Consider the following 21575-nt stretch of genomic DNA (forward strand, 5'->3'; position numbering starts at 1 on the left):
CGGTCGACCGGATCGCGGATCGTCCCAACACCCGCGCGGGCTAAGGTCCGACGAGAACTGTGTGACGTCGCCCCCGGGCAACGGAACTTTCGGAGAAAGCGAGACACAGGCATGAACGTCAGCGCACATATGGAAGCCGTCTATACGGAAGTCTGCCGGCGCAATCCCGGCGAGGCGGAGTTCCACCAGGCGGCGGCCGAGGTCCTCGAGTCCCTCGCACCCGCGATCGAGCGACACCCCGAGTACGTCGACACCGGCCTCCTGGAGAGGCTCTGCGAGCCCGAGCGGCAGCTGATGTTCCGGGTGCCCTGGGTCGACGACCAGGGATCCGTGCGGGTGAACCGGGGCTTCCGGGTGGAGTTCAACAGCGCCCTCGGCCCGTACAAGGGAGGCCTGCGCTTCCATCCGAGCGTCAACCTCGGCATCGTGAAGTTCCTCGGCTTCGAGCAGATCTTCAAGAACGCGCTGACGGGCATGGGCATCGGTGGCGGCAAGGGTGGCGCGGACTTCGACCCCAAGGGCCGTTCGGACGGCGAGATCATGCGGTTCTGCCAGTCCTTCATGACCGAGCTGTACCGCCACTTGGGCGAGCACACCGACGTACCCGCCGGGGACATCGGCGTCGGCGGGCGGGAGATCGGCTACCTGTTCGGCCAGTACAAGCGGATCACCAACCGTTACGAGTCCGGTGTCCTCACCGGGAAGCCGGTCGGCTGGGGCGGCTCCCATGTCCGTACCGAGGCCACCGGCTACGGCGCGGTGTACTTCGCCCAGGAGATGCTCGCCACTCGCGGCCACGGCTTCGACGGGCGCAGGGTGGTGGTCTCCGGATCGGGGAACGTGGCCGTGTACGCGGCGGAGAAGGTGCAGGCTCTGGGGGGCCGGGTGGTGGCCTGCAGTGACTCCTCCGGGTACCTCGTCGACGAGGACGGCATCGACCTGCAGCTGCTGAAGGACGTCAAGGAGGTGCGCCGCGCCCGGATCTCCGCCTACGCGGAGGCGAAGCCGACCGCGCGCTTCACGGCCCGTGGCACCGTCTACGACGTCCCGTGCGACATCGCCCTGCCGTGCGCCACCCAGAACGAGCTGGGTCGCGACGACGCCGTGGCCCTGGCCAAGAACGGGGTGCTCGCGGTCGCCGAGGGTGCGAACATGCCCTGCACCCCCGAGGCGGTGAAGGTGTTCCGGGAGGCCGGGGTCCTCTTCGGGCCGGGGAAGGCCGCGAACGCGGGCGGCGTGGCCACCTCCGCGCTGGAGATGCAGCAGAACGCATCCCGCGACAGCTGGACCTTCGAGCAGACCGAGAGCCGGCTCGCCACGGTCATGCGCGACGTCCACACCCAGTGCCGCGCCACCGCCGAGGCGTACGGCGGAAACCCCGAGGACTACGTGCTCGGCGCCAACGTGGCCGGTTTCCTGAGGGTGGCTCAGGCCATGACGGCCCAGGGCATCATCTGACGGCAGCGCTCCGTTGGACGGGTCCGTACGTGGACGGTCCGCTCGTGGACAGCCCGCTTTTCGCGCCGCCTCGGCGCGCGAGGCGGGCTGTCAGGCGTGGCTCCCGGCGCCCACTGCGGCCGGGAGGGCCTGTTCCGCCCAGATGACCTTTCCCTCGCGGCTGTGCCGCGCGCCCCATGCGCTCCGCGAGCCGGGCGACCAGGAGCAGGCCGCGCCCGCCCTCGTCGCGGAGAACGGAGTCGAGCAGGTCCACGGTGACGAGGTCGGCGAAGGCCTTGGCTCCGACGTCCGCCAGTTCCTGGCATGTTCGGGAGCGATGGAGGAGAAGTCCTCGTACTCCCACAGCTCGGGAAGCTCGCTGCGCATACGGCGCACCAGCACGTCGGCCGACTGGTGCACCCGTGGCCTGAGCTCTTGAGCCAGACGACGAAGAAATACATCGACATCTGTGGCCATACCGGACACGTACCGAACGACCCGGTCACGCGCCCCTCAGGGGATCTTGGCAGTTCCGCATCCATCGACGGCACGTGAAATCGAATGCCATTCGAGATCGAGTCCCGTGGTGTCGCGGCGGGGCGTCGCGGAGGGGTGTCGAATAGGAGTGTCGAGGAGGGGCGATGCCGGAGGTGACGTCGACCGCCGGTCGGGGGTGGGACGGGTCCTCGTCGGCGTGCTCGCACGGGTCGGAGGGACTTCCCGCCCTACGCTGCGTCTGTCCGAGGGCCCCTTCGAAAGCGCGGATGCTGTTGATCGCCGTCACCGTCATCGCGGGCATTCTGTTCACCTGGTGCGTCCTGTCGCACCGGCTCGCGCGATGGAGCATCACCGCGCCGATCGCCATGATGGTGGCGGGCATCGCCCTCACCAGCGGCTCGGACCCGCCGCTCGTCTTCGACTTCGGCGACATGGCGGGCTTCGAACATGCGGTGGAGGTCGTCCTCGCCCTTCTCCTCTTCGTCGACGCGACCGAGGTTCCCGAGGGAGTCATCCGCCGGGAGAGGAGCGTCGTCGCCCGTCTCCTGGGCGTCGCGCTGCCGCTCACCCTGGGCGCCGCCTTCCTGACCGCGCTCGCCTTCTTCCCCCACCAGCCCGGATGGGTTCTCGCGGCGCTCGCCACCGTCGTCGTCCCCCTCGATCTGGCGCCCACCGCGGCCGTGGTGCGGGACAAGCGCATCCCGGCCCGCCTGCGGGAAGTGCTCAACGTCGAGGGCGGCCTGAACGACGGGATCATCTCGCCGGTGTTCCTGCTCTGCGTCGCCGCCGCCGTCGAGTCCCACACGGCGAGCGACGACTACGCCGAGGCCGTCGTCGACGCCGTCGGATCGGCGGGCTGGGCCATCGGGGCCGGATCCCTCGTCGGCTACCTGGCCGGATGGGTGCTGCGCCGGTCCTGGGTGAGGGGCTGGACGCAGCACGCCGCGACGAGGCTCGCGGTGCTGAGCGTGCCCATCGCCGCGTACACCCTCTCCTCGTCCCTGGACGGCAACGGTTTCGTCGCCTCCTTCGTGGCCGGGGTCTGCATGGCACCCGCCATGAGGCATCTGCCGAAGGACGCCGTGGAGATGACCGACGATCTGGTCACCTTGCTGACGCTCGCCCTGTGGTTCCTCTTCGGCCAGATCGTCAACGACCAGTTCTGGGACGGGTTCCACCTCTCCGTCATCCTCTACGGTCTCCTCGCCGTCACCCTCGTGCGCATGGTGCCCGTGATGCTCGCGCTGATCGGTACGGATCTGTCCCTGACCGACAGGCTCTTCCTGGGATGGATGGGGCCCAGAGGTGTGACCTCGGTGGTCTTCGGCCTGCTCGCCGCGATCCAGTTGCCCGCCGCCGGTGGCGGTGACTTCATCTCCCGGGTGATGGTGATCACCGTCATGGTCAGCATCGTGCTGCACGGCGTGAGCGCCGAGCCCCTCGGCAGGCTCTACGCCCGCCGGCGCACCTCACCGTGAGCCGGCGGGTCTCGGGAACCTGCGGCCGGCGTCGAGCGTCATACCGGGCGAGGGCGATCATCGCCGACGCATGCACCACTCACGGAAGAGAGCCGCCCATGCAGTCGAGTGAAGACACCACCTTCGAGACCAGCCTCCCCGACGGCCGTCGCATGACCCTGTCCCTGCCTCCGCTCGACGCCCCCTGGGCCACCGGGGGCGTCGACGGCCTGCGTCCCGTCCGTGCCATGTACGAGGGACGCGGCGAGGAGCCGCACGACCTTCCTCCCGTTCCGGACCTGCGTGCGCTGAACCTCGCCGTCCTCGGCATGGGAGCCTGAGCCCGCGGGCGGACAGGGCTCCCATGCGCGCGGGAGCCTCCGTCACCTCCAGATCTCGGCCACCCATTCGGGGTGGTCGACGAAGGGGTTCCGGTTCTTCTGGATGCCGAAGATCTTGTCGTTGCGGGACTTCTCGAAGGCGTCCGGCGGATCCTGGTCGTTCCACTGCTTGAGGACCGACAGACGGCCCATCGCCGGCGCGGAGCCGTTGTCGACCTGGTCATTGGGCTCGAGGTCGGGGAAGCCGTCGCCGCCGTCGTAGCGGACGGCCATGTAGAGGATCATGCGGGCCACATCGCCCTTGACCTCGTCCCGCGGCTCGAACGAGTCACCGTCCGAAAGACTGCCGGGAGCCTCGTCGACCGGGTCGCCCCCGTTGTCGAAGTCGAGGTTTCCCCTGGTCGAGTTGACGGTGACGTCCTCGGGGCGCAGGTGGTGGATGTCCGTACCCGGGCCGGTGGCGGTGCCGAAGTCGCCGTGCGACTTGGCCCAGACGTGCTCGCGGTTCCAGTCGTTCGCGCCGCCGCCGTTGGTGTCCTTGGCCTGTGAGCGTCCTGAGTAGAGCAGGACGACGTTGTCCGGGTTGGCCGGGTCCTCGTCGGTGGTCTTCAGCGCGTCCCAGACCTCGTCGTACGAGAGTTTGGTCTGCTCGCCGATGATCGTGTGGAGGGCGTTCTTCAGCTCGGCACCGGTCTTGCCGAGCGCTCCTTCGTAGTACGTGGCGTCCAGCGGCGCTGCAGCCGGAGTGGGCGTGCCGGCACCGGCCGGCGGGGGCTGGGCGCCGGATGCGTAGGCCGCGGTGGAGGCGGCGATCGCGGCGGTCGCGACGATGCTCAGGACGGGGCGCCGCCAAGGGCGCTGCCTGTGGTGAGCGGACATGTGTGGGGGGTGTCCTCTCGCTCGGCGGGCACGGCGCCTCGTTCCGGCGATCGGCAGGCCCGGACGTGGTGCCCGACAGACGGATCACGGTGGGTGGTTCAGGCCGAGCTTGGCATGTCCTGGCCACGGGCGCGTGGACGCCGTGCACCTGTCCTGTGGTGACACCGTGGAGAGCGCCGGCTTCGTGCGCGGTGTATCGGTGGCCGCCTCCGTCGTTTCGATGACCGCTTCCGACGCAGAGGGAAGGCCGTTCGGCGGCACGGTGCCCGACGCAGGGGGAAGACCGACCGTCGGCAGGGTGCCCGACGCAGGGGGAGACCGACCGTCGGCAGGGTGCCCGACCGTCAAACACGGGCGGGCACCCTGCCGTTCGCGGCCTCCGCTACGGGGCGTCCACCAGGATCCGGCCGTCGAGGGGCAGGAGGGAGGCGGCGCCGTTGGCGTACGCGGACTGCACCCGGGCCCGCTCGGTCGCGTTCGGGACCGCGTTCACGCAGCTCGTGCCGGGGCTCGAGCCCGACATCAGCTGTGAGCACGGGCCGGGTTTGGTGTCGGGAAGGCCGAGGCTGTGGCCGAGTTCATGGGCGGCTATACGGGTCTTGTCGTATCCCTGGGCCACCGCCTGGCTCCCGAGCTCGACGCGGACCTGCCTGCCTGGGCGGACGGGGCCGAGGGTGGCCTGGGGCCAACCGGTGGTGGCCACGATGACGATCTCGGCGCGGGTGCCGGGCGCGGCCTCGACCAGCTTCACGTTGGTCACGTTCGCGTTCCAGGAGGCGACTCCGGCGGTGATCGCCGCCTCCCAGTCGCCGGCCCGGCTGTCGTCGTAACGAAGTGTCACCACCGCCGATGCGCTCGCCGTCGACGGCATCGAGGTGGGCGCGGCCGCGGCGCTCGCCGCCGTCGCCGTGGCCAGAACGACCGCTGCGGCGGTGGTTCCCGCCTTCAGCCATGTGTAGAGCGGCATTGCTGCTCCTTCACTCGTGGGGGCTCGGAACCACGCGGAACCGAGAGTGCGGGAAGAGCGGCGCTGGTGACTGGTCGACCGGGGTGGTCGGTTGCCGATCCTCCCGGGGCCCTCCGAAGGTATGCCCTCTCACCCTCATCCGTCATGCACCTGTCATGTTTGATTGCTTGTCATATCTCGTGCAGGGCTTTGGTGTTCGATGGCGCGTCGCGGAGGAGTCGCGAACCCCTCGCGTGTTACTTGACAGTAAGGAATGATGGGGGACGACCCATCACACGGCCGGGGCTGAGGTAGCGGTGACGACTTTCGACGAACGAACGACGGTGCACGCCTTCCGGGACGACGCCCTGGGGGAGTACGACGCCGTCGGTCTCGCCTCGGCGATTCGGCGGGGCGAGGTCGGCGCCGCCGAGGTCGCGCGGGACGCTGCGGAGCGGGTGCGGGCGGTAGAGGCGAGGCTCAACGCGGTCCAGGCGCACGTCGACTCCCCGGCGCACCCGGCCGGCGCAGGCGGTGTGGGTGGCGCGGGCGGTGTGTTCGCCGGGGTGCCGACCTTCGTCAAGGACAACACCGACCACCAGGGGCTGCCCACCGGCCATGGCAGCGCGGCCTTCACCCCGCGGGCGGCCCGACAGCACGCGCCGTTCGCCCGGCAGTTCCTGAGCAGCGGCGTCACGGTGCTGGGCAAAACCCGGCTGCCCGAGTTCGGGTTCAGCCCGACCACGGAGTACGAGGGCGCCGAACCCGTTCGCAACCCCTGGAACACGGGCTACTCGGCAGGCGGTTCGTCCGGCGGCAGCGCCGCGCTCGTGGCGGCCGGGGCGGTCCCGATCGCGCACGCCAACGACGGCGGCGGGTCGATCCGGATCCCCGCCGCCTGCTGCGGACTCGTCGGTCTCAAGCCGACCCGCGGCCGGGTCGTGGCGAACGCCCAGAGCCGTCAACTGCCGCTGGACCTCGTCTCCGACGGTGTCGTGAGCCGCTCGGTGCGGGACACCGCCGCGTTCCTCGCCGCCGCCGAGACCCACTGGCGCAATCCGAAGCTGCCTCCCCTGGGCCTGGTCGAAGGCCCCTCGGGCCGGCGTCTGCGGATCGGGTTCCTGCTCGACTCGCCGAACGGTGTCCAGGCCGACACCGCCACCCGGACGGCCGTGACGGAGACCGTGGCCACGCTCGAACGGCTCGGCCACACCGTGGAGCCGGTCGAGCTGGCCCTCGACCCCCGCTTCACCGAAGACTTCCTCACCTACTGGGGGATGCTGTCGTTCCTCCTCGGCGTCACCGGCCGGACCCTCGGCACGGACTTCGACCGGCGCCGCATGGACGGCCTCAGCCGGGGCCTGCGCGAGGCGTACCTCGAGAACTGGCAGCGCACTCCGGCCGTGCTGCGCAGGCTGAAGCGGACGGTGCGGGCGTACGCGGCGGCCTTCCGTGGTCTCGATCTCATCCTGTCTCCCGTGCTCGCCCACACCACGCCGCCCATCGGCCACCTCAGCCCGACCGTTCCGTACGCGACGCTCATCGAACGGATCCTCGCGTACGTCGCGTTCACGCCGGTCAACAACGTCGTCGGCACACCGTCGATCTCGCTGCCCGCCACGAGCGCCACGGAGGACGGACTGCCCATCGGCGTCATGTTCTCCGGTCGCCCGGGCGGTGAACGGACGCTGCTGGAGGTCGCGTTCGCGCTGGAGGCGGAGCAGCCCTTCCGTCGTATTCAGGACGTGTGACAGCACGTCCCCGACAGAGTCCCGCGGGTCTGACAAGCTGCCCTGGTGCGCGTGTTGATCGTGACGGCGGGAAGCTGGGGCGATGTCGCCCCTTACACCGGACTGGGCGTGCGACTGCGCTCGGCGGGCCATGACGTGGTGCTCGCGACCCATGGGCGTTTCGAGCGGGTGGTGACGGCTCACGGACTCGGGTTCCGGCCGCTGCCGGTCGACCCACGGGAGGAGTTGGCGTCTGCGGGCGGACAGCGGCTGGCGAAAGCGGTCGGCGCGCCGGGGGAGATGGCGCGGATCGCGCGCATGGCAGCGGCGTTCATGCCCCGGCTGAGCGCCGGTGTCGCGGACGCCGTGCGCCAGGGAGCCGACGTCATCCTGAGCTCCACGGTCACGGAACCCATGTGCTCGGTGCTCGCCGAGGCGCTGCGTCTGCCGAGCGTCGGTCTCCACCTCCAGCCGCTCCAGCCCACCGCGGAGTTTCCGCCGATGATGACGGGGCGCCGGTCGTTCGGACCGTACGGCAACCGGCTGGCCACGCACGCACTGTGGGTCGCGACCGACCGGATCTTCGCTCCCGCCGTCGGTGAACTCCGGCGCGAGCTCGGCCTGCGGCCCCGGCGGTGGGCCGGTCCGCTGGCCCTGCCGCGCGATCGGACGGTCCTGCACGGTTTCAGCCCCCGGATCGTCCCGCGGCCCGCCGACTGGCCCGAGGGCCACCGGGTCTGCGGCTACTGGTGGCCCGGAACGACGCCCGGTTGGCGCCCCGACCCCCGGCTGGTGGACTTCCTCGACTCCGGCCCGCCGCCGGTATTCGTCGGCTTCGGCAGCTTCGTCACCGCCGGGGCCGAGCGGCTGAGCGCCCTGCTCGTCGAGGCCCTGCGCCGAGCGAAGGTGCGCGGGATCGTCCAGGCCGGCTGGAGCGGCCTGCACGCCGAGGGCGACGACCTGCTCACCGTCCAGGAGGTCCCGCACGTCTGGCTGTTCCCGAGAACCACGGCCGTCGTCCACCACGCCGGCGCCGGTACGACCGCGGCCGGTCTGCGCGCCGGAGTTCCGGCCGTGCCGGTGCCGGTCCAGCTCGACCAGCACTTCTGGGCCGCCCGGCTCACCCGCCTCGGCGTCGCTCCGCCCCCACTGCGCTACCAGCGCCTGACTGCAGAGCGCCTCGCGGCCGCGATCACCGCCGCGACCCGCGACCCCGCCCTGCGCTCCCGCTCCCGTCTCCTCGCCGAACAACTGGCCCGGGAGGACGGAGCGCAGCCCGTACTGGACACCCTGGAGCGCCTTGCCGGGCGGCGGCGGTGACGGCGATTCCACAGCCGTCAGCGCCTTGCCGGGCGGCGGCGGTGACGGCGATTCCCCAGCCGTCCCCGGACGCGGTCGGCAGTCGGCAGCCAGGCCCGGACACGGCCTGACTCTCCGACGGCCCTGACCCTCCCGTGTCAGGGGTGGCTCCGCTTCGGCCCCGGTTCCGCCGACCGGGCGTCAGTCGGCGGAGGGAAGCGGGCGGCTGGTGATCTCCCGGGCCTCCCCCGGGGGGACGCCCAGCATGCGCAGCATCATCTCTGCCATGGCGCCGGCGGCTTCGTCGCTGTCGCCGTCGGGTCGGCCGAGTCGAAGTTCGAGCAGGGCGAGCACGCTGCCGCCGAGTGCCGTGAGGGCGATCTCGGGGTCGGCGAAGGTGAAGCGGCCGGAGGCCGAGCCGGTCTTGAGGTCGTCCAGGGCGCGAGGGGACAGACCGCGGTCGGAGTGGATGTGCCCGAGTCCCCGGTGGCGCAGGATCCGCATGATCTCCGGGTGTGTCCCGGCCATGCGGGCGCTGAGCCGCACGCCGAACGCGATCCGCTCGGCGGGGTCGTCGACGCCGTCGAGGAACTCGTCGATCGCCCGGCCGTACTCCTCGAGGGCGTCGATCACCGCCTCGTCGAAGAGGGCGGCCTTCGAGTCGAAGTGGTTGTAGAAGGAGCCGAAGCCCACGTCCGCCCGGTCCGCGATCACCTGGATGCTCACGCTGGTGTCGCCGGACTCGGCCAGGATCTGCCGGGCCGCTCGAACGAGTGCCTGCCGGGTCGTCGCGCGGCGCCGTTCGAACCGGTTGGTGGGTGGGGCTGACATCGGCATGGGCCAAGTGTAACCACGATCCACAGTCTTGATGAATTCCTCAGAAATCTTTCTCGAGCCGTTGACGAAGATGTGGTCAGAGCTGAGGATTTCCTCAAACAACAGGGACCATCCGACCCCGTCGACGACGGAGGGCACCATGCCTGACGCCCGCATCAACGCGACCGATGTAAAGACGGCCCACCAGGACCTGCATAGCGAGCAGGGCGCCCTGCGGGGCGAACACCCCGGCCGCTCCCGCAACCCGGTCATCAAGGCGGCCGACCTGGCCTGGCTGGAGTTCGAGAAGCCCGACCTGGACCGGGCCGAGGTGTTCGCTCGTGACTTCGGCTTCACGATCGCCGCCCGGAACGAGCGGGAACTGTGGCTGCGCGGCACCTTCGCCGGCTCGCCCTGCATGGTGATCCGCCGGGGGCGTGCGTCCCGGTTCATCGGCCCGGCGTTCCGTGCGGCCGAGCGGGCCGACCTGGACCGGCTGGCCCGTGTCACGGGCTCCGCCGTACGGGACGCGAACGTCCCTGGAGGAGGGAAGGCGGTCGACCTGCTCGACCCCTCCGGCTTCCCGGTGCGCGTGGTGTACTGCGGCGAACGACTGCCGGCGCTGCCCGAGCAGGAGCCCCTCCTGCTCAACTTCGGCACCGAGCCGCGCCGTACGAATGTCACCCAGCGCCCGCCGCGCGAGCCGTCCCGTATTCAGCGCCTGGGCCATGTGGTCCTGGAGACCCGGGTGTTCACCCAGGCCCTGCACTGGTACCTGGACACGCTCGGGATGATCGTGTCCGACTTCCTGTTCCTGGACGGGCAGCGCGACCGCGGCCCCACCATGGCGTTCATCCGCTGCGACCAGGGCGGACTGGCCGTGGACCACCACACCCTGGCCATGCACCTGGGGCCGGGCACCGGCTATGTGCACTCCGCCTACCAGGTCACCGACCTCGATGCGATCGCCGCCGGAGGGGAGTACCTGGGGGAGCGCGGCTACCAGCGGAGCTGGGGCATCGGCCGGCACATCCAGGGCAGTCAGCTCTTCGACTACTGGCGCGACCCCGATCGATTCATGCTGGAGCACTTCGCCGACGGCGACCTCTTCTCCTGTGACGTCGAGCCCGGTTGGGCGCCGATGTCGACGAGTGGCCTCGCCCAGTGGGGGCCACCGGCCACCCGCGACTTCCTCGGCGCAAACCCTTCGCCCAAGAGACTCCGCGAGGTCGTCGAAGCCATGCGCGGCGACAACGAGCTCGACCGAGCACGTCTGCTGGGCCTGCTGAAGGCCGCGAACTCCTGACCCCTCAAGTCATTCGACTCCCGCAACTCACAAAGGCACTGACATGAGCATCAACGTCCTGCGCGCTGCCGACGGCTGGTGGGCGGCCCTTTCCCAAGGCCGCGCCGTCCGCGTCGAGACCAAGGCCCGGACCACCGCGGAACTGCTCGCCGACCGCGAGGCCGTGCGCGAGGCCGCCGTCTCCGGCGAGCAGGGCACACCCGTCGCCGAACTGGTGGTGCTGTCCCCGGTCACCACTCCCTGCCGGGTGGTCGCACAGATGGTCAACTACCGCAGCCACGCCCGCGATTCGGGCTTCACCGGCGACATCCCGCCGGCCTTCTTCCGTAAGGCGTCAGGCTCGGTCAGCGGCCCGGCCGAGGCCATCGTCCGCCCATCGCACGTGAAGTTCCTCGACTACGAGGTCGAGCTCGGCCTGGTCCTGGGCGCGTCGCTGCCCATCGGCGCCGTCGTCACGGAGGGGGACCTGCCGACGTACGTCGCCGGGCTCGTCATCACCAACGACGTCAGCGCCCGCGACGTCCAGCTGACCAAGACGCAGTTCTACGAGAGCAAGTCGTACCCGACCTTCACACCCACCGGACCCCACCTCGCCCTGCTGGAGCCGGACGACTTCGCCCACCTGATGAACCTGCGGCTGAAGCTGTCCGTCAACGGTGACCTGCGCCAGGACCGCACCCTCGCCGACATGATCGTCCGGCCGGCGGAGGCGCTGACCCTGCTGGCCCGCTTCCAGACGCTCGACGCGGGCGACCTGCTGCTGACCGGCACCCCCGGCGGCACCGCTCTGAAGGCCCCGCCCAAGGCGGTCGAGAAGATCGGCGCGCTCCTGCCGCCCGCCGTGAAGTGGAAGGCGTTCTTCAGGAGCCAGACCAAGAACCCGCACTACCTCCACGAGGGCGATGTCGTGACGGCGAGCATCGCCACGCCGGACGGGCGGATCGACCTCGGCGAGCAGCGCACCGCTGTCACCCACGCCGACCAGCACACGGAGTGAGCCGCGCATGGAATCGCCACGCCGGACGGGCGGATCGACCTCGGCGAGCAGCGCACCGCTGTCACCCACGCCGACCAGCACACGGATGAGCCGCGCATGAAATCGACCCAGGACGCTCCGGGCGGCGAAGCCCCGGCGGCGTCGGTGGTCATCGTCGGGGCGGGTCCCGTCGGTGTCACCGCCGCGATCCTGCTCGCCCGCCGCGGGGTGCGCAGCATCCTGCTGGAGCGGCACAGGGACGTGTACCCGCTGCCGCGCGCCGTGGCCATGGACGACGAGGTCCGCCGGATCCTCCAGGCCCTGGGCATCCACGAGGGGTTCACCGCCATCGCACGGCCCGCCAACGGTCTCAGACTGCTGGACGCCGGGCACCGGGTGATGGCCGAGTTCCGGCGGGACGATCCGCACGGCCACCACGGATTCCCGCAGACCACCCTCTACGACCAGCCCGAACTCGAACGGCTGCTGCGGGACGCCCTGGCTCGTCACCCCGAGTGCGAACTGCGGGGCGGGGTGGAGGTGATTGCCGTCGAGCAGGACGCGCCGGACCCACATGCGCTGGGCGATGACCGGCGGTCAGGACAAGGCCGCCGCCGTACGCCGTACCGCGCTCGGGGCGGTCTGCCTTATCCCCGGACTCGCCTCGTACCTCTCCGCCAACGGCCTCGGCCCGGCCCTGGTCGGTGGCGGCCTGGTGCACCACGGCCGTCTGACCGGCCGCCGCCTGGCGGGCACGCTGGTGCCCCAGCCGTGGGTGACGACGGACGGCGAGCGCGTCCGCCTCGACGACGTGCTCGGCGACTCCTTCGCGGTCCTGTCGGCCGTGCCGCCCGCGCCTGTCGTCCGGGCCGTCGCCCAGGCTCTCGGCGCACGGATCGTCCACCTGGACGCCTCGGGCGTCTCCGACGCCGACCCCGGCGAAACGGTCGTCGTCGACGACGGGACCCTCGCCGCCTGGTTGCGTGCAGGCCGGGCGGACGCGGTCCTTCTGCGCCCCGACCGCGTCGTGATGACCACCGCTCCGGCCGGTGGCGGGGGGTTCAGCGGTACGTCCGAGTGGGCTCCCCTGCTGTGCTCGGCCCTGCGCCCCTTCCCCGCGCAACGGACCGCCCGTGCGCCCCTGTCGAGGAGCGCCACGCCCTGACGCGCCGAGTCGAGTGCGGGGCGTGCGTGGTTTCGTGCGTGGTTTCGCCAGAACGCGAAGAGGGACAGCGCCGAGTGTCCCTCCTGGCACCGTCCGGGGCCGTGTGCCGCTCAAGGCACACGTCCGGGCGGTCTCCCGCTGTTCCGCAGGGACTTGGGGGCGGTGTCCTCTCCTGCTCATGCGGGGACGCGGTGGGGGCGCGGGTGGGCGGCCCTTCTCGTGGGGAGGGCCCCGGCGGCCGGGCGCCGGGTCAGCCGGTCGTGTCGGGTGGTGCGCCCGCGGCGCGGCGGAATTCCTCGTTGAGGCGCTGGGCCTCTTCGAGCTGGTCCTCGAGGATGACGATGCGACAGGCGGCCTCGACCTGCATGCCCTGGTCGACGAGTTCCCGCGCGCGGGCGGCGATGCGCAGCTGGTAGCGGGAGTAGCGGCGGTGGCCGCCCTCCGAGCGGAGCGGGGTGATCAGGCGGGCCTCGCCGATGGCACGGAGGAAGCCGGGGGTGGTACCGAGCAGCTCGGCGGCCCTGCCCATCGTGTAGGCGGGGTAGTCGTCGTCGTCCAGCCGGCCACCGAGCGAGTCGTCCGCTGTCATCTGCACCTCTTCTTGGAAGCGCGTCGAGGGGCCCGGTGCCGAACGGCACAGGGCCCCGGAGGAAATTCAACACCATCTGCCGGGCCCGGTTCGTTTCCTGCCCCGCAGGCGAGTGCTCGCGGACGCGGACACCGGAAACACCGAAGGCCCCGACCGGCGTGTGCCGGTCGGGGCCTTCGGTGCCGTTCCGCGGCTCAGCCGGAGATGGTGCCGCCGAGCACCGCGGACGCCTGCTGGACCGGGCTCAGGGCCGTCGCGGGTGCCTCGTGCGGGCCGCGGACGGTGAAGCCGAGCTGGGTCATGGCCCGGATGACCTCGCCGGCGTTGAAATCGCGGCGGTCCTGGCGGGTGATGACCTGCCCCACCTGCATGACGGGGTAGACGCGACGGCCGATGACCACCGATTCGGCCACGACGGTTTCGGGCTTGACGCCCTTCATCGATTCCAGCACGTCGGCCTTGGTGAGGTCGAAGGGGAACCGGGCGATGACACAGCGCATGATGTCTCACTCACGGAAAATGGGGGACGAGTAGCAGGGCCGGCGACGGCGGGGCTCCGCCCGCCGTCCGGCGGTACGGGCGGGCAGCGCGAGACCGAAGGCGAGGGTCTTGCCGGAGCCGGAGCCGGAGCCGGAGCCGGAGCCGGAGCGGGAGCCGGAGCCGGTGCGCCCTCGGTCGAGCGCGTCACGGCTCGCAAGGACGTTCGGCAGGGTCGAGGCAACCTGGATCGGGAACGGGACGCTCACGCCCTCCGCGCCGAGCGCGGCGAGCAGCGGGGCGGCATGTCGAGCTCGGCGAACCGTTTCTACGACGGGTAGCGCGGGGGTGATCGTCGGGCCGTCCGAGGGAGGGCGAACTCGCCTTGTACGGCGGCGGGCCGGCGGCCGTAGCCGCCGGAGCGACCCGCCCTCCCGATCGGGCCTGGCCGCCGGAAACGGCTGGGGCCGCCGAGCCGAACCGGCTCCTGCCCGTACGGGAAGTGGAGGCGGAGGAGCGATTGCTCGTGCCTGTGCGGTTCATGTGGAGCCTTCCTCGAATGCGGCGCATGTCAAGGAATTCCCGCAGCGGCGAGCGCACGGAGAATTGAGAGAATGGGCGGGCTGGAACGTGAAAGCGAATCCGGCCGGCGGAAACGGGGACGAGGTGCGAACGCGGATGTCCCCGGGCGAGGATCCTCGTGCGGAGGGCCGCGGAATCCTCGGATCCCCGCTGGTGAAATCACTGCGGGGAGAACGCGCGGCTGGGGCCCGCACCCCGAGGGATGCGGGCCCCAGCCGCGAAGTACGCGTCAGCGTCAGGCGGGAACGATGTTCTCGGCCGTCGGGCCCTTCTGGCCCTGCGCGATGTCGAAGCTGACCTTCTGGCCTTCCTGCAGCTCGCGGAAGCCCTGGGCGGCGATGTTCGAGTAGTGGGCGAACACGTCAGGGCCGCCACCGTCCTGCTCGATGAAGCCGAAACCCTTTTCCGCGTTGAACCACTTCACGGTACCAGTAGCCATAATAAATCTCCTTCGGGGCAGTACAACGGGATCCGCAACGTGCGGACCTCGTATCGCCGCAATGATTGCCCCGCCGGACCGATGGGCCGGAAATGCACAAGCGCTCGCAGTGGACGTATAGTCCGACTGATTGCTTGAAACTCTTGGGAACCACAACTGCAACTGAGATCGACAGTAGCACGACAACAGTGACGCGTGCCGTAGATATCGGGCCCTCTTTGAAGCCGTGAAAAACCCTCAGCGCGCGGTCCCTTAAATTCTCATCTCGCTAACACAGGTTTTACCACCCGGGACGGAGCGTTCTTCGCGCGGCCGGGCAGGTCCCCGTACCCTCGGCGGCCGAGTGACCATCAAGACGGCTCAGAGCTTCAGGTGGTCGGCGAGCGCGCAGCGGTAGAAGTCAGTGGTCACGTTGGCACCGTCGCCGTGCGCCCTCTCACGCTGATGAGCAGGACGTCGCCGGCGTTCATGATCGCCGGTATCGTCTGCGCCGCGGTGCCGCTCTCCTCGTACTCCGGCCCGTGGTTGCTGCCCGGAATCACCCGCGTGGTCCCATTCTCCTCCCACCGCGGGACGCCGGTACGGGGTGCGAAACCGTTTGCCGTCGATCAACTGCCGCCGAGTCCACACATGCGGACGGGCCGACTTGATGCCTCTGAGGCGGCAACGGCTCCAGCCGGGCCCACTGTGCATCCGTCAGATCTCCACGTGCCAACCGGTGATCATCTAAGGCCGTGATCTACTTCTGGGCACAGTGCCGATGAACAAGAAACCGCGGTCATGACCAGCAACTGCTGCGAGGCGATGAACCGCCGAGTGAACGTGCCCTGCGACCAGCACGACGACCCCTTCGCCTGCCCGGACGCGCTGATCAAATTCAGCGCCAAGTTCCAGGAGTACGGGTTGATCATCCACGACGGCGGCACATCGAGCATCACCATCGACTTCTGCCGCTGGTGCGGACGCCGCCTCCCTGAATCACAGCGGGACCGATGGTTCGACGAACTGGAACGCCGTGGGATCGACCCGTGGGAGGGCGAAATCCCTGCCGAGTTCCACGACGACCGCTGGCTCGCCGCCCCGCCTCAGGACTGACGCAATGAACAGCCTCTCAAGCCGCTTCCGATACATGCCCTTAGCTTGACGTTTTCGGTCCGCCGTCGAACGGTCTCGAACTTGTTCGGGGTTTCCCCTGTTCACGGCGTGTCCACGGGGCCAGGGCCTGATCCTGCGGGCAGAGGTCGGCGCGGCGCGTGGAGGCCGGATCGTGGGACAGGTCGAGCACGGGGTTCAACCAGATGCGTTCACGGCGGTGACGGCGTTCCGCACCGAGCTACACGCCTCCCTGCTTACCCGGGGCGATGCCCTCTTCGAGCTGTGTGACGCGTTGTTGTGCACCGACGGTCCGGTTCGCACGCTCGTGGACTTGACCCTCGCGCCCGAGCACCGGCGCGGGCACGGCGCCCTCTACGCCGGACTGAACCAAGGCCGGATCGACGTCACCCGGCTCCGCCGTGCCCTGGTCGGGGTGCCGCTGCCCCGCGCGGCCGACGGGCGTCTGGTGCTGGCGGCCGACGTCTCCCCGTGGCTACGGCCGGACGCCGACACGTGCTCGGACCGTTCCTTCTGCCACACCTTCGGCCGGGGCCTGGGCAAGCACCAGGTGGTTCCGGGCTGGCCGTACTCGATCGTTGCCGCGCCGGAGAGCGGCCGCACCTCCTGGACCGCCCTGCTGGACGCGATCCGGCTGGAGCCCGGCGCCGACCTCGCGGCCGTCGCCGCCATCCAGGTCCGCGAGGTCGTCGAACGCCCTCCTCACGGACCTCACCCGCACCTTCCACGGCGTCGATATCGACGTTGTATGGTCCTCGCTGACACCCGATTCGTGGGTTGGGCGGATCCGGCCTATCGCCATGGCGGAGCCCGCTGGGGCCGACGGGATGAGTGAAGGAAACTGACCACGTATCGGACGACACACGTGGCGTGGACAGATGCCGGTCGGACGACACACGTGGCGTGGACAGATGCCGGGTGTGGACTTCGGTCGGTGATCAGAGCTGGTGCGTGATCCGTTGGCCGAGCTGTTCGAGGAACTTCCGCAAGCTGGCCGCAGCAACGACGAAGTCGTCGAACCAGGAAGCTGTAGTGGACTTCCAGACCTGTCCGCTGTCTCCGATCGCGAACAGATGGCCTCCGCCGTCGCTGGCGAAGACCAGTGCGATCGATTCCCCGCCAATCGGAGCGGGGCCGTACCCGCGGAGGTGTTCCGCCACGGTCGAGGATGAGTGGATGAAGTACCCGCTGTCGACGTCGGGCAGGGAAGCTTCGCTGATCACCCAGTAGAGCGTGGTCAGGTCGGAGGGGATCGGCGTCAGCTCCACGAGTGCGTTCGTCGCCTGGTGGCTGTCGTCGGTTGCGAGCATCACGGTGTTGCGGCCGGGTGGAAAGCCGTGCGTCGAGAGAAACGCCTTCATCAGCTCCATCAGAGCCGCATCGGCCTGCTCCCACCATGACCGGACCCACTCCGCGTCAAGCCGCTCACCTGGCACGGTTCCCCTCATCATTCGCGTGTGACCCGCCGGCGCGAGTCCGGAAGAACATATCGGAAGGCGGCGACGGTCCTGCCGGGCGCAGGATTATTGAGTAGGAGCCTGCAGCGTCAGCCCTCTTCGCTGGCAACTGTCGTCACGACTCGGGTTCTGGCTCACCTTCTGTGAAGTGCACACAATGAGTGACGTGCTACGCCGCGTGGTCTACTGTCCCGCCGGGAGGTGCCGTGAGTGGCGTAATGACGTTGTTGAAGCAGACCTGGGTGGACTGGGCTGTCTTCGTTTACATGGTCGTGACCGCGGCCAGGTGCAGGAGTCCCATTGCAGCTGGTCTCTTCACGGTGTTCGCAGTACCCGGTGGCGCTCATCGCGGTCCGCAAGAGCTGGAAGCTCGTACAGCTGACTGGTATTGGGCCGACGCGCTCTGCCGGCGACGCGGAGGCGCGCCACAGAAGTTGAGCCAGAACACGACTCGTCATGAAGGCCACTCACCCTGATCACCGCGCTCGCCCGCACACGCCGATGGCCCCCCAACCGCCGACGGCATCGCGGCTGCCCTGCTGTTGTCCGCCCCGGCCTCGGCGCCGCACTCGACCAGGCCCCGGCCGCCCCGGGATGCCGGCGGCGCACGCGGGCGGCGTGGAACGGCGCCGCCCGCACCCCTCGAGCGCGTCACCGCTCCGATGAGGCTCTGGGACGCTCGCAAGGCGGGCTCCCTCCAAGATCCACCTCGCCGGGGAAGGCGGGTGCCGCCCGCTCGGGTTTGTCAACACGCCCGGCCAGTGGGGGGGTGCCCCTATCTCTTTGGTCAAGGTGGATGGGTGCTCGTTCGGGCGTCTGGAACGATGTGCCTGTGCATGCTGATGATCAGGTTGGCGAGGGTGTCTCTGCGGAGCTCGCGGCGTTTCTGCGGAACGCTGATGAGGGCCGTCCGGTGAAGATCGTTCCTTCGGTCTGCGGCGGGTGCGGCGGGCGCGTGTTCTTCGTGCTCGTTGACGATGTCGAGGGCGGAGCCGAACGGGTATGCACTGGTTGCGGCGTCCGCGCGTTCATCGCGGATAGCGAGGAGTTCTGGGAGGACGCTGATCCTGGCGAGGCCTGCTGCCCATGCGGGAGCGAGGAGTTCGAGACCGCGGTCGCGTTCTCGCTCGCTGGCGACGGGTCGGTCCGCTGGGTGACCGTTGGGCTGCGGTGCCAGAACGACGGCTCCGTGGGGGCCTATGCCGACTGGAAGATCGACTACGGCCCCACGGATCACCTCCTGGCCATGGTCTAGGTCTGCGGAGCGACGGCCCGGGCGGGCTGGGGTTCGTAGAAGGTTCCGTCGCGGAGCATCGCGAAGAGGACGTCGGCCCGGCGTCTGGCGAGGCAGAGCAGGGCCTGGGTGTGGTGCTTTCCCTGGCTGATCTTCTTGTCGTAGTAGGCCCGCGATGCAGGGTCCCCAAGGGCGGCAAACGCGGAGAGGAAGAAGGCCCGTTTGAGCTGCTTGTTCCCCCTCCGGGAGGGCTGTTCACCGCGGATCGACGATCCTGAACTGCGGGTCGCGGGAGCAAGGCCCGCGTAGGCGGCGAGGTGGCCGGCGGTCGGGAAGGTGCTGCCGTCGCCAACCTCGATCAGGATGCGGGCTCCGGTCCTGACGCCGACTCCCGGCATCGACGTCAGGACCTTCGAAAGAGGGTGGGCGTCCAGGAGTTCCTCGATCCGCCCGGCCAGGAGCTTGCGCTGGTCAAGGACTGCGGCCAGAGATCCGGCCAGGCTCGGGACGATCAGCGCGGCCGCCTCGGTCCCCGGAACGGTGACGGTCTGCTCGTCCAGAGCGTCGAAGATCTCCTCGACCAGCCGCTCGGCCATCCTCGGAGCCTTCGGGCGTAACAGGGTGACCAGCCGCCGCCGTCCGGCCTTGCGTATCTGGGCCGGGGACCCGAACCGTTCCAGCAGCATCAGGACGGCCGGATGCTGCAACCGCGGCCCCAGCACCCGTTCCAGCGACGGGTGGATCTGGGTCAGCAGACCGTGGAGCCGGTTGGCGACCCTGGTCGCTTCGCCGGCCAGGTCGTCGTCGAACCCCACGATCATCTCCAGCTCGGCGATCGTCTCGTCCTCGCCGTCGATCGCCCGCAGCGTGTGCGGCATCGCGCGGGCCGCGTCCGCGATGATGAACGCGTCCTTCGCGTCCGTCTTGGCCTCACCTGGGTAGAGGTCGGCGATCCGCCGCATCGTCAGCCCCGGAAGGTAGGCGACCGGGCAGCCCATGTCCCGGGCCACGGCCAGTGGCAGGGCGCCGATCGAGGCCCGGTGTAACCGAGCTCCGGCAGGTGCACACCTCCCAGGGAGGCCCGCGGACCGAGATCGTGCCTCCGCCCGCTGGCTCTGCGGGCAGGGCGCGTCGGGTTGTGTCTCGGTGATCGAGGAGTCAGTAGGCCGCGGTGACGGTCGTGTTCCCGAAAACGAGGACGAGGACGCCAGCCTCTAGACAAAGCCGTTGTCGTGCCAGAGCCCCAGCTCCCGCAGCCTCAAGGCCGGGAAGTTGAGGAGCTGCTCGGTGCCGGCATCGCCGTCCTCTGCACGGTCAACAGCCACCACGTGGGGTTCCTCGGAGAGGTGGTCGAGTCGATCGCCTGTATCCAGGATGGGGAGATGGCGTCCGTGGATGCCGTCCGCCGTACCGAACAGATCGAGGTGGTCGACGTCTTGCACGGCCCTACGGCCGGGGGTTGTGGGAGGCGACGGTGAACAGGCGGGGCTGGACGTCGGTGGCGATGGTTGCGGCTTGGTCCATGTGGACCTGGGCCTTGGGGTTGGCGCGCATGGCCCAGTAGTGGTCCTCGCTTTCCCACTGGGCGTAGTTGATGACGCGCTGTCCGTCGGAGCCGGCGTGGACGATGGCGCAGAGGAAGCCGGGCCGGAACTCCATGGTCGTCTCGGTGGCGTGGGCGAGGAGGGCGAGGAGTTCGTGCCGGCGCTCGGGCGGGACGGTGAGGACGTTGATCAGGGTGGCCACGGGACGGGTGCTGTCGATGACGGCGGTCACGGCCATGGGCGTTTTCTCCTCCTGCGTTGCCACGGGGCCCGGTCGTGACGGGCGCCTGTCGTGTCCGACCCTCCGCTGGGAAGGCCCACTCCGGTACGCACGTCCTGCACGCGGCCCTGCGCGAGATCCTCGGCCCGACCGCCCTGCAGGCCGGCCCCTACAACCGACCCGGATGCGTCCGCCTCGACTTCCCCTGGCGCGGCGCCCTCACCCCCACGGTCCGCTCCGAGGTCGAGGAGGCTGCCAACCGCGCCATGCGCCGCGACCTGTCGGTCGGTGTGCGCTGGATGACGCTGCCCGAGGCCAAGGAGATCGGTGCGCTCGCGCTCTTCGACGAGACGTACGGGGAGAAGGTCCGGGTCGTCGAGATCGGCGGCGCCTGGTCGCGCGAGCTGTGCGGCGGCACGCACGTCGAACATGCCCCGCAGATCGGCACGGTCGCCCTGACCTCCGAGTCGTCCGTCGGCGCGGGCATGCGCCGTCTGGAGGCCGCCGTCGGCATCGAGGGCTTCGGCTAGCTGGCCCGAGAGCGGGGCCTTGTCGCCCGCATCGCCGAGCGGCTCGGCGCGCCCCGTGCCGAACTCCCCGAGAAGGTCGCCGGCCTCCTCGACCGGCTCAAGGCCGCCGACCGGGAGAACGCCCGCCTCAAGCAGCAGGCCACCACCGCCCGCGCCGCCGAACTCGTCGGGGGCGTGATCGACGTGAACGGTGTCCAGGTCGTCACCGCCACTGCCGAGGGCGACGCGGACGAGGCCTGGGCCCGGGCCACCGCCGTCCGCGACCGTCTTCCCGTCGGCACTCCCGGTGCCGTCGGCATCGGCACGGGAGCGGGCGTGGTCGTCGTCGGGCTGAACAAGGCCGCCCACGAGACGGGCCTGAGCGCGGCCTCGCTGGTCAAGCAGCTCCTCGGCGGACGTGGCAGCGGCTCATCGGAGCTCGCCCAGGGCGGCGGACTGGCCGCCGACCGCCTCGCCGACACCCTGGCGGAACTGCCCCGCGTGATCGGCGTCCGCTGATCTGGCCGGGGGAGGGGCGTGGCCGAACGCCACGCCCCTCCT

At 70.1% G+C, this 21575-nt stretch carries 20 protein-coding genes and 6 pseudogenes; 15 read left to right on the forward strand and 11 right to left on the reverse strand.

Features of this window, described 5'->3' with window-relative positions:
* The first annotated feature begins 111 nt into the window (after window positions 1-111).
* The 4 genes from gdhA to ACZ561_RS14010 all read left to right on the forward strand — a co-directional run bounded on the left by gdhA (window position 112) and on the right by ACZ561_RS14010 (window position 3733).
* Window positions 112-1458: an NADP-specific glutamate dehydrogenase gene (gene gdhA, locus ACZ561_RS13995; RefSeq protein WP_470993823.1), complete on the forward strand. Its 1347-nt coding sequence runs from the start codon at window positions 112-114 to the stop codon at window positions 1456-1458.
* 142 nt (window positions 1459-1600) lie between these two features.
* Window positions 1601-1876 (forward strand): hypothetical protein, encoded by a 276-nt coding sequence (locus tag ACZ561_RS14000; protein ID WP_470994464.1) that lies wholly within the window; start codon window positions 1601-1603, stop codon window positions 1874-1876.
* A gap of 325 nt (window positions 1877-2201) precedes the next feature.
* Entirely contained in the window at window positions 2202-3413 is a 1212-nt protein-coding gene (locus ACZ561_RS14005) for a cation:proton antiporter (RefSeq protein WP_470993826.1), read from the forward strand.
* A gap of 98 nt (window positions 3414-3511) precedes the next feature.
* Window positions 3512-3733, forward strand: a complete 222-nt coding sequence (locus ACZ561_RS14010; protein WP_329113465.1) for a hypothetical protein — start codon at window positions 3512-3514, stop codon at window positions 3731-3733.
* A gap of 42 nt (window positions 3734-3775) precedes the next feature.
* Here ACZ561_RS14010 and ACZ561_RS14015 read toward each other — a convergent pair whose 3' ends face one another.
* On the reverse strand, window positions 3776-4612 hold the full coding sequence (locus ACZ561_RS14015) for an endonuclease I family protein (RefSeq protein WP_470993831.1): 837 nt from the start codon (window positions 4610-4612) through the stop codon (window positions 3776-3778).
* Between the two features lie 382 nt (window positions 4613-4994).
* Complete coding sequence (locus ACZ561_RS14020; RefSeq protein ID WP_470993834.1) at window positions 4995-5579, reverse strand: snapalysin family zinc-dependent metalloprotease; 585 nt, start codon at window positions 5577-5579, stop codon at window positions 4995-4997.
* Between the two features lie 296 nt (window positions 5580-5875).
* Here ACZ561_RS14020 and ACZ561_RS14025 point away from each other — a divergent pair, with 296 nt between their 5' ends.
* Together ACZ561_RS14025 and ACZ561_RS14030 are read left to right on the forward strand one after the other, a co-directional pair.
* On the forward strand, window positions 5876-7309 hold the full coding sequence (locus ACZ561_RS14025; RefSeq protein ID WP_470993836.1) for an amidase: 1434 nt from the start codon (window positions 5876-5878) through the stop codon (window positions 7307-7309).
* Between the two features lie 45 nt (window positions 7310-7354).
* On the forward strand, window positions 7355-8608 hold the full coding sequence (locus tag ACZ561_RS14030) for a glycosyltransferase (RefSeq protein WP_470993838.1): 1254 nt from the start codon (window positions 7355-7357) through the stop codon (window positions 8606-8608).
* Between the two features lie 180 nt (window positions 8609-8788).
* Here ACZ561_RS14030 and ACZ561_RS14035 read toward each other — a convergent pair whose 3' ends face one another.
* On the reverse strand, window positions 8789-9424 hold the full coding sequence (locus tag ACZ561_RS14035; RefSeq protein ID WP_470993841.1) for a TetR/AcrR family transcriptional regulator: 636 nt from the start codon (window positions 9422-9424) through the stop codon (window positions 8789-8791).
* A gap of 139 nt (window positions 9425-9563) precedes the next feature.
* Here ACZ561_RS14035 and ACZ561_RS14040 point away from each other — a divergent pair, with 139 nt between their 5' ends.
* The 3 genes and pseudogenes from ACZ561_RS14040 to ACZ561_RS14050 all read left to right on the forward strand — a co-directional run bounded on the left by ACZ561_RS14040 (window position 9564) and on the right by ACZ561_RS14050 (window position 12850).
* Complete coding sequence (locus tag ACZ561_RS14040; protein ID WP_470993844.1) at window positions 9564-10709, forward strand: VOC family protein; 1146 nt, start codon at window positions 9564-9566, stop codon at window positions 10707-10709.
* Window positions 10710-10752: 43 nt separating this feature from the next.
* A complete protein-coding gene (locus ACZ561_RS14045; protein WP_470993846.1) occupies window positions 10753-11706 on the forward strand; it encodes a fumarylacetoacetate hydrolase family protein in 954 nt (317 codons plus the stop codon).
* Between the two features lie 96 nt (window positions 11707-11802).
* A pseudogene (locus tag ACZ561_RS14050) lies at window positions 11803-12850 on the forward strand (FAD-dependent monooxygenase).
* Window positions 12851-13100: 250 nt separating this feature from the next.
* Here the strand turns inward: ACZ561_RS14050 and ACZ561_RS14055 are convergent.
* From ACZ561_RS14055 to ACZ561_RS14075, 5 genes and pseudogenes are all read right to left on the reverse strand, one after another.
* Window positions 13101-13439, reverse strand: coding sequence for a MerR family transcriptional regulator (locus tag ACZ561_RS14055; protein ID WP_470993848.1), 339 nt, complete (start codon window positions 13437-13439; stop codon window positions 13101-13103).
* 194 nt (window positions 13440-13633) lie between these two features.
* Window positions 13634-13939, reverse strand: coding sequence for an SCO5918 family protein (locus tag ACZ561_RS14060; RefSeq protein ID WP_470993851.1), 306 nt, complete (start codon window positions 13937-13939; stop codon window positions 13634-13636).
* Window positions 13940-13984: 45 nt separating this feature from the next.
* Window positions 13985-14459, reverse strand: a pseudogene (locus tag ACZ561_RS14065) (hypothetical protein); the annotation flags it as partial.
* A gap of 274 nt (window positions 14460-14733) precedes the next feature.
* A complete protein-coding gene (locus tag ACZ561_RS14070; protein ID WP_030939356.1) occupies window positions 14734-14937 on the reverse strand; it encodes a cold-shock protein in 204 nt (67 codons plus the stop codon).
* Window positions 14938-15344: 407 nt separating this feature from the next.
* Entirely contained in the window at window positions 15345-15479 is a 135-nt protein-coding gene (locus ACZ561_RS14075; RefSeq protein ID WP_470993854.1) for a hypothetical protein, read from the reverse strand.
* Window positions 15480-15717: 238 nt separating this feature from the next.
* Here ACZ561_RS14075 and ACZ561_RS14080 point away from each other — a divergent pair, with 238 nt between their 5' ends.
* Window positions 15718-16032 carry a DUF6980 family protein gene (locus ACZ561_RS14080; protein WP_470993857.1) on the forward strand — a complete coding sequence of 105 codons (315 nt, stop codon included), beginning with the start codon at window positions 15718-15720 and terminating at the stop codon, window positions 16030-16032.
* Window positions 16033-16249: 217 nt separating this feature from the next.
* A pseudogene (locus ACZ561_RS14085) lies at window positions 16250-16747 on the forward strand (transposase); the annotation flags it as partial.
* 241 nt (window positions 16748-16988) lie between these two features.
* Here the strand turns inward: ACZ561_RS14085 and ACZ561_RS14090 are convergent.
* The gene (locus tag ACZ561_RS14090; protein WP_470993860.1) at window positions 16989-17420 is read right to left on the reverse strand and encodes a hypothetical protein; all 432 of its coding nucleotides are present in this window, start codon (window positions 17418-17420) and stop codon (window positions 16989-16991) included.
* Between the two features lie 652 nt (window positions 17421-18072).
* Here ACZ561_RS14090 and ACZ561_RS14095 point away from each other — a divergent pair.
* Window positions 18073-18284 (forward strand): annotated as a pseudogene (locus tag ACZ561_RS14095) (hypothetical protein); the annotation flags it as partial.
* Between the two features lie 55 nt (window positions 18285-18339).
* Window positions 18340-18762, forward strand: a complete 423-nt coding sequence (locus ACZ561_RS14100; protein ID WP_470993862.1) for a hypothetical protein — start codon at window positions 18340-18342, stop codon at window positions 18760-18762.
* Here the strand turns inward: ACZ561_RS14100 and ACZ561_RS14105 are convergent.
* Window positions 18759-19778: pseudogene (locus ACZ561_RS14105) on the reverse strand (IS110 family RNA-guided transposase); the annotation flags it as partial. The gene ACZ561_RS14100 and the pseudogene ACZ561_RS14105 overlap by 4 nt on opposite strands.
* Before the next feature lie 195 nt (window positions 19779-19973).
* Between ACZ561_RS14105 and ACZ561_RS14110 the strand changes: the two are divergent.
* A complete protein-coding gene (locus ACZ561_RS14110; RefSeq protein ID WP_470993865.1) occupies window positions 19974-20219 on the forward strand; it encodes a hypothetical protein in 246 nt (81 codons plus the stop codon).
* Here the strand turns inward: ACZ561_RS14110 and ACZ561_RS14115 are convergent.
* On the reverse strand, window positions 20188-20523 hold the full coding sequence (locus tag ACZ561_RS14115; RefSeq protein WP_470993867.1) for an antibiotic biosynthesis monooxygenase: 336 nt from the start codon (window positions 20521-20523) through the stop codon (window positions 20188-20190). The genes ACZ561_RS14110 and ACZ561_RS14115 overlap by 32 nt on opposite strands.
* A 59-nt stretch (window positions 20524-20582) precedes the next feature.
* Here ACZ561_RS14115 and ACZ561_RS14120 point away from each other — a divergent pair.
* Window positions 20583-21533: pseudogene (locus tag ACZ561_RS14120) on the forward strand (alanine--tRNA ligase); the annotation flags it as partial.
* Between the last annotated feature and the right edge of the window lie 42 nt (window positions 21534-21575).

It is taken from the genome of Streptomyces sp. NPDC039609, from assembly GCF_055596705.1.

Excerpts from the sequence above, each read along its gene's own strand:
- gdhA (WP_470993823.1), top strand. The coding sequence starts at position 112 with ATGAACGTCAGCGCACATATGGAAGCCGTCTATACGGAAGTCTGCCGG.
- ACZ561_RS14000 (WP_470994464.1), top strand. The coding sequence starts at position 1,601 with ATGACCTTTCCCTCGCGGCTGTGCCGCGCGCCCCATGCGCTCCGCGAG.
- ACZ561_RS14005 (WP_470993826.1), top strand. The coding sequence starts at position 2,202 with ATGCTGTTGATCGCCGTCACCGTCATCGCGGGCATTCTGTTCACCTGG.
- ACZ561_RS14010 (WP_329113465.1), top strand. The coding sequence starts at position 3,512 with ATGCAGTCGAGTGAAGACACCACCTTCGAGACCAGCCTCCCCGACGGC.
- ACZ561_RS14015 (WP_470993831.1), bottom strand. The coding sequence starts at position 4,612 with ATGTCCGCTCACCACAGGCAGCGCCCTTGGCGGCGCCCCGTCCTGAGC.
- ACZ561_RS14020 (WP_470993834.1), bottom strand. The coding sequence starts at position 5,579 with ATGCCGCTCTACACATGGCTGAAGGCGGGAACCACCGCCGCAGCGGTC.
- ACZ561_RS14035 (WP_470993841.1), bottom strand. The coding sequence starts at position 9,424 with ATGCCGATGTCAGCCCCACCCACCAACCGGTTCGAACGGCGCCGCGCG.
- ACZ561_RS14040 (WP_470993844.1), top strand. The coding sequence starts at position 9,564 with ATGCCTGACGCCCGCATCAACGCGACCGATGTAAAGACGGCCCACCAG.
- ACZ561_RS14045 (WP_470993846.1), top strand. The coding sequence starts at position 10,753 with ATGAGCATCAACGTCCTGCGCGCTGCCGACGGCTGGTGGGCGGCCCTT.
- ACZ561_RS14055 (WP_470993848.1), bottom strand. The coding sequence starts at position 13,439 with ATGACAGCGGACGACTCGCTCGGTGGCCGGCTGGACGACGACGACTAC.
- ACZ561_RS14060 (WP_470993851.1), bottom strand. The coding sequence starts at position 13,939 with ATGCGCTGTGTCATCGCCCGGTTCCCCTTCGACCTCACCAAGGCCGAC.
- ACZ561_RS14070 (WP_030939356.1), bottom strand. The coding sequence starts at position 14,937 with ATGGCTACTGGTACCGTGAAGTGGTTCAACGCGGAAAAGGGTTTCGGC.
- ACZ561_RS14080 (WP_470993857.1), top strand. The coding sequence starts at position 15,718 with ATGACCAGCAACTGCTGCGAGGCGATGAACCGCCGAGTGAACGTGCCC.
- ACZ561_RS14090 (WP_470993860.1), bottom strand. The coding sequence starts at position 17,420 with ATGGAGCTGATGAAGGCGTTTCTCTCGACGCACGGCTTTCCACCCGGC.
- ACZ561_RS14115 (WP_470993867.1), bottom strand. The coding sequence starts at position 20,523 with ATGGCCGTGACCGCCGTCATCGACAGCACCCGTCCCGTGGCCACCCTG.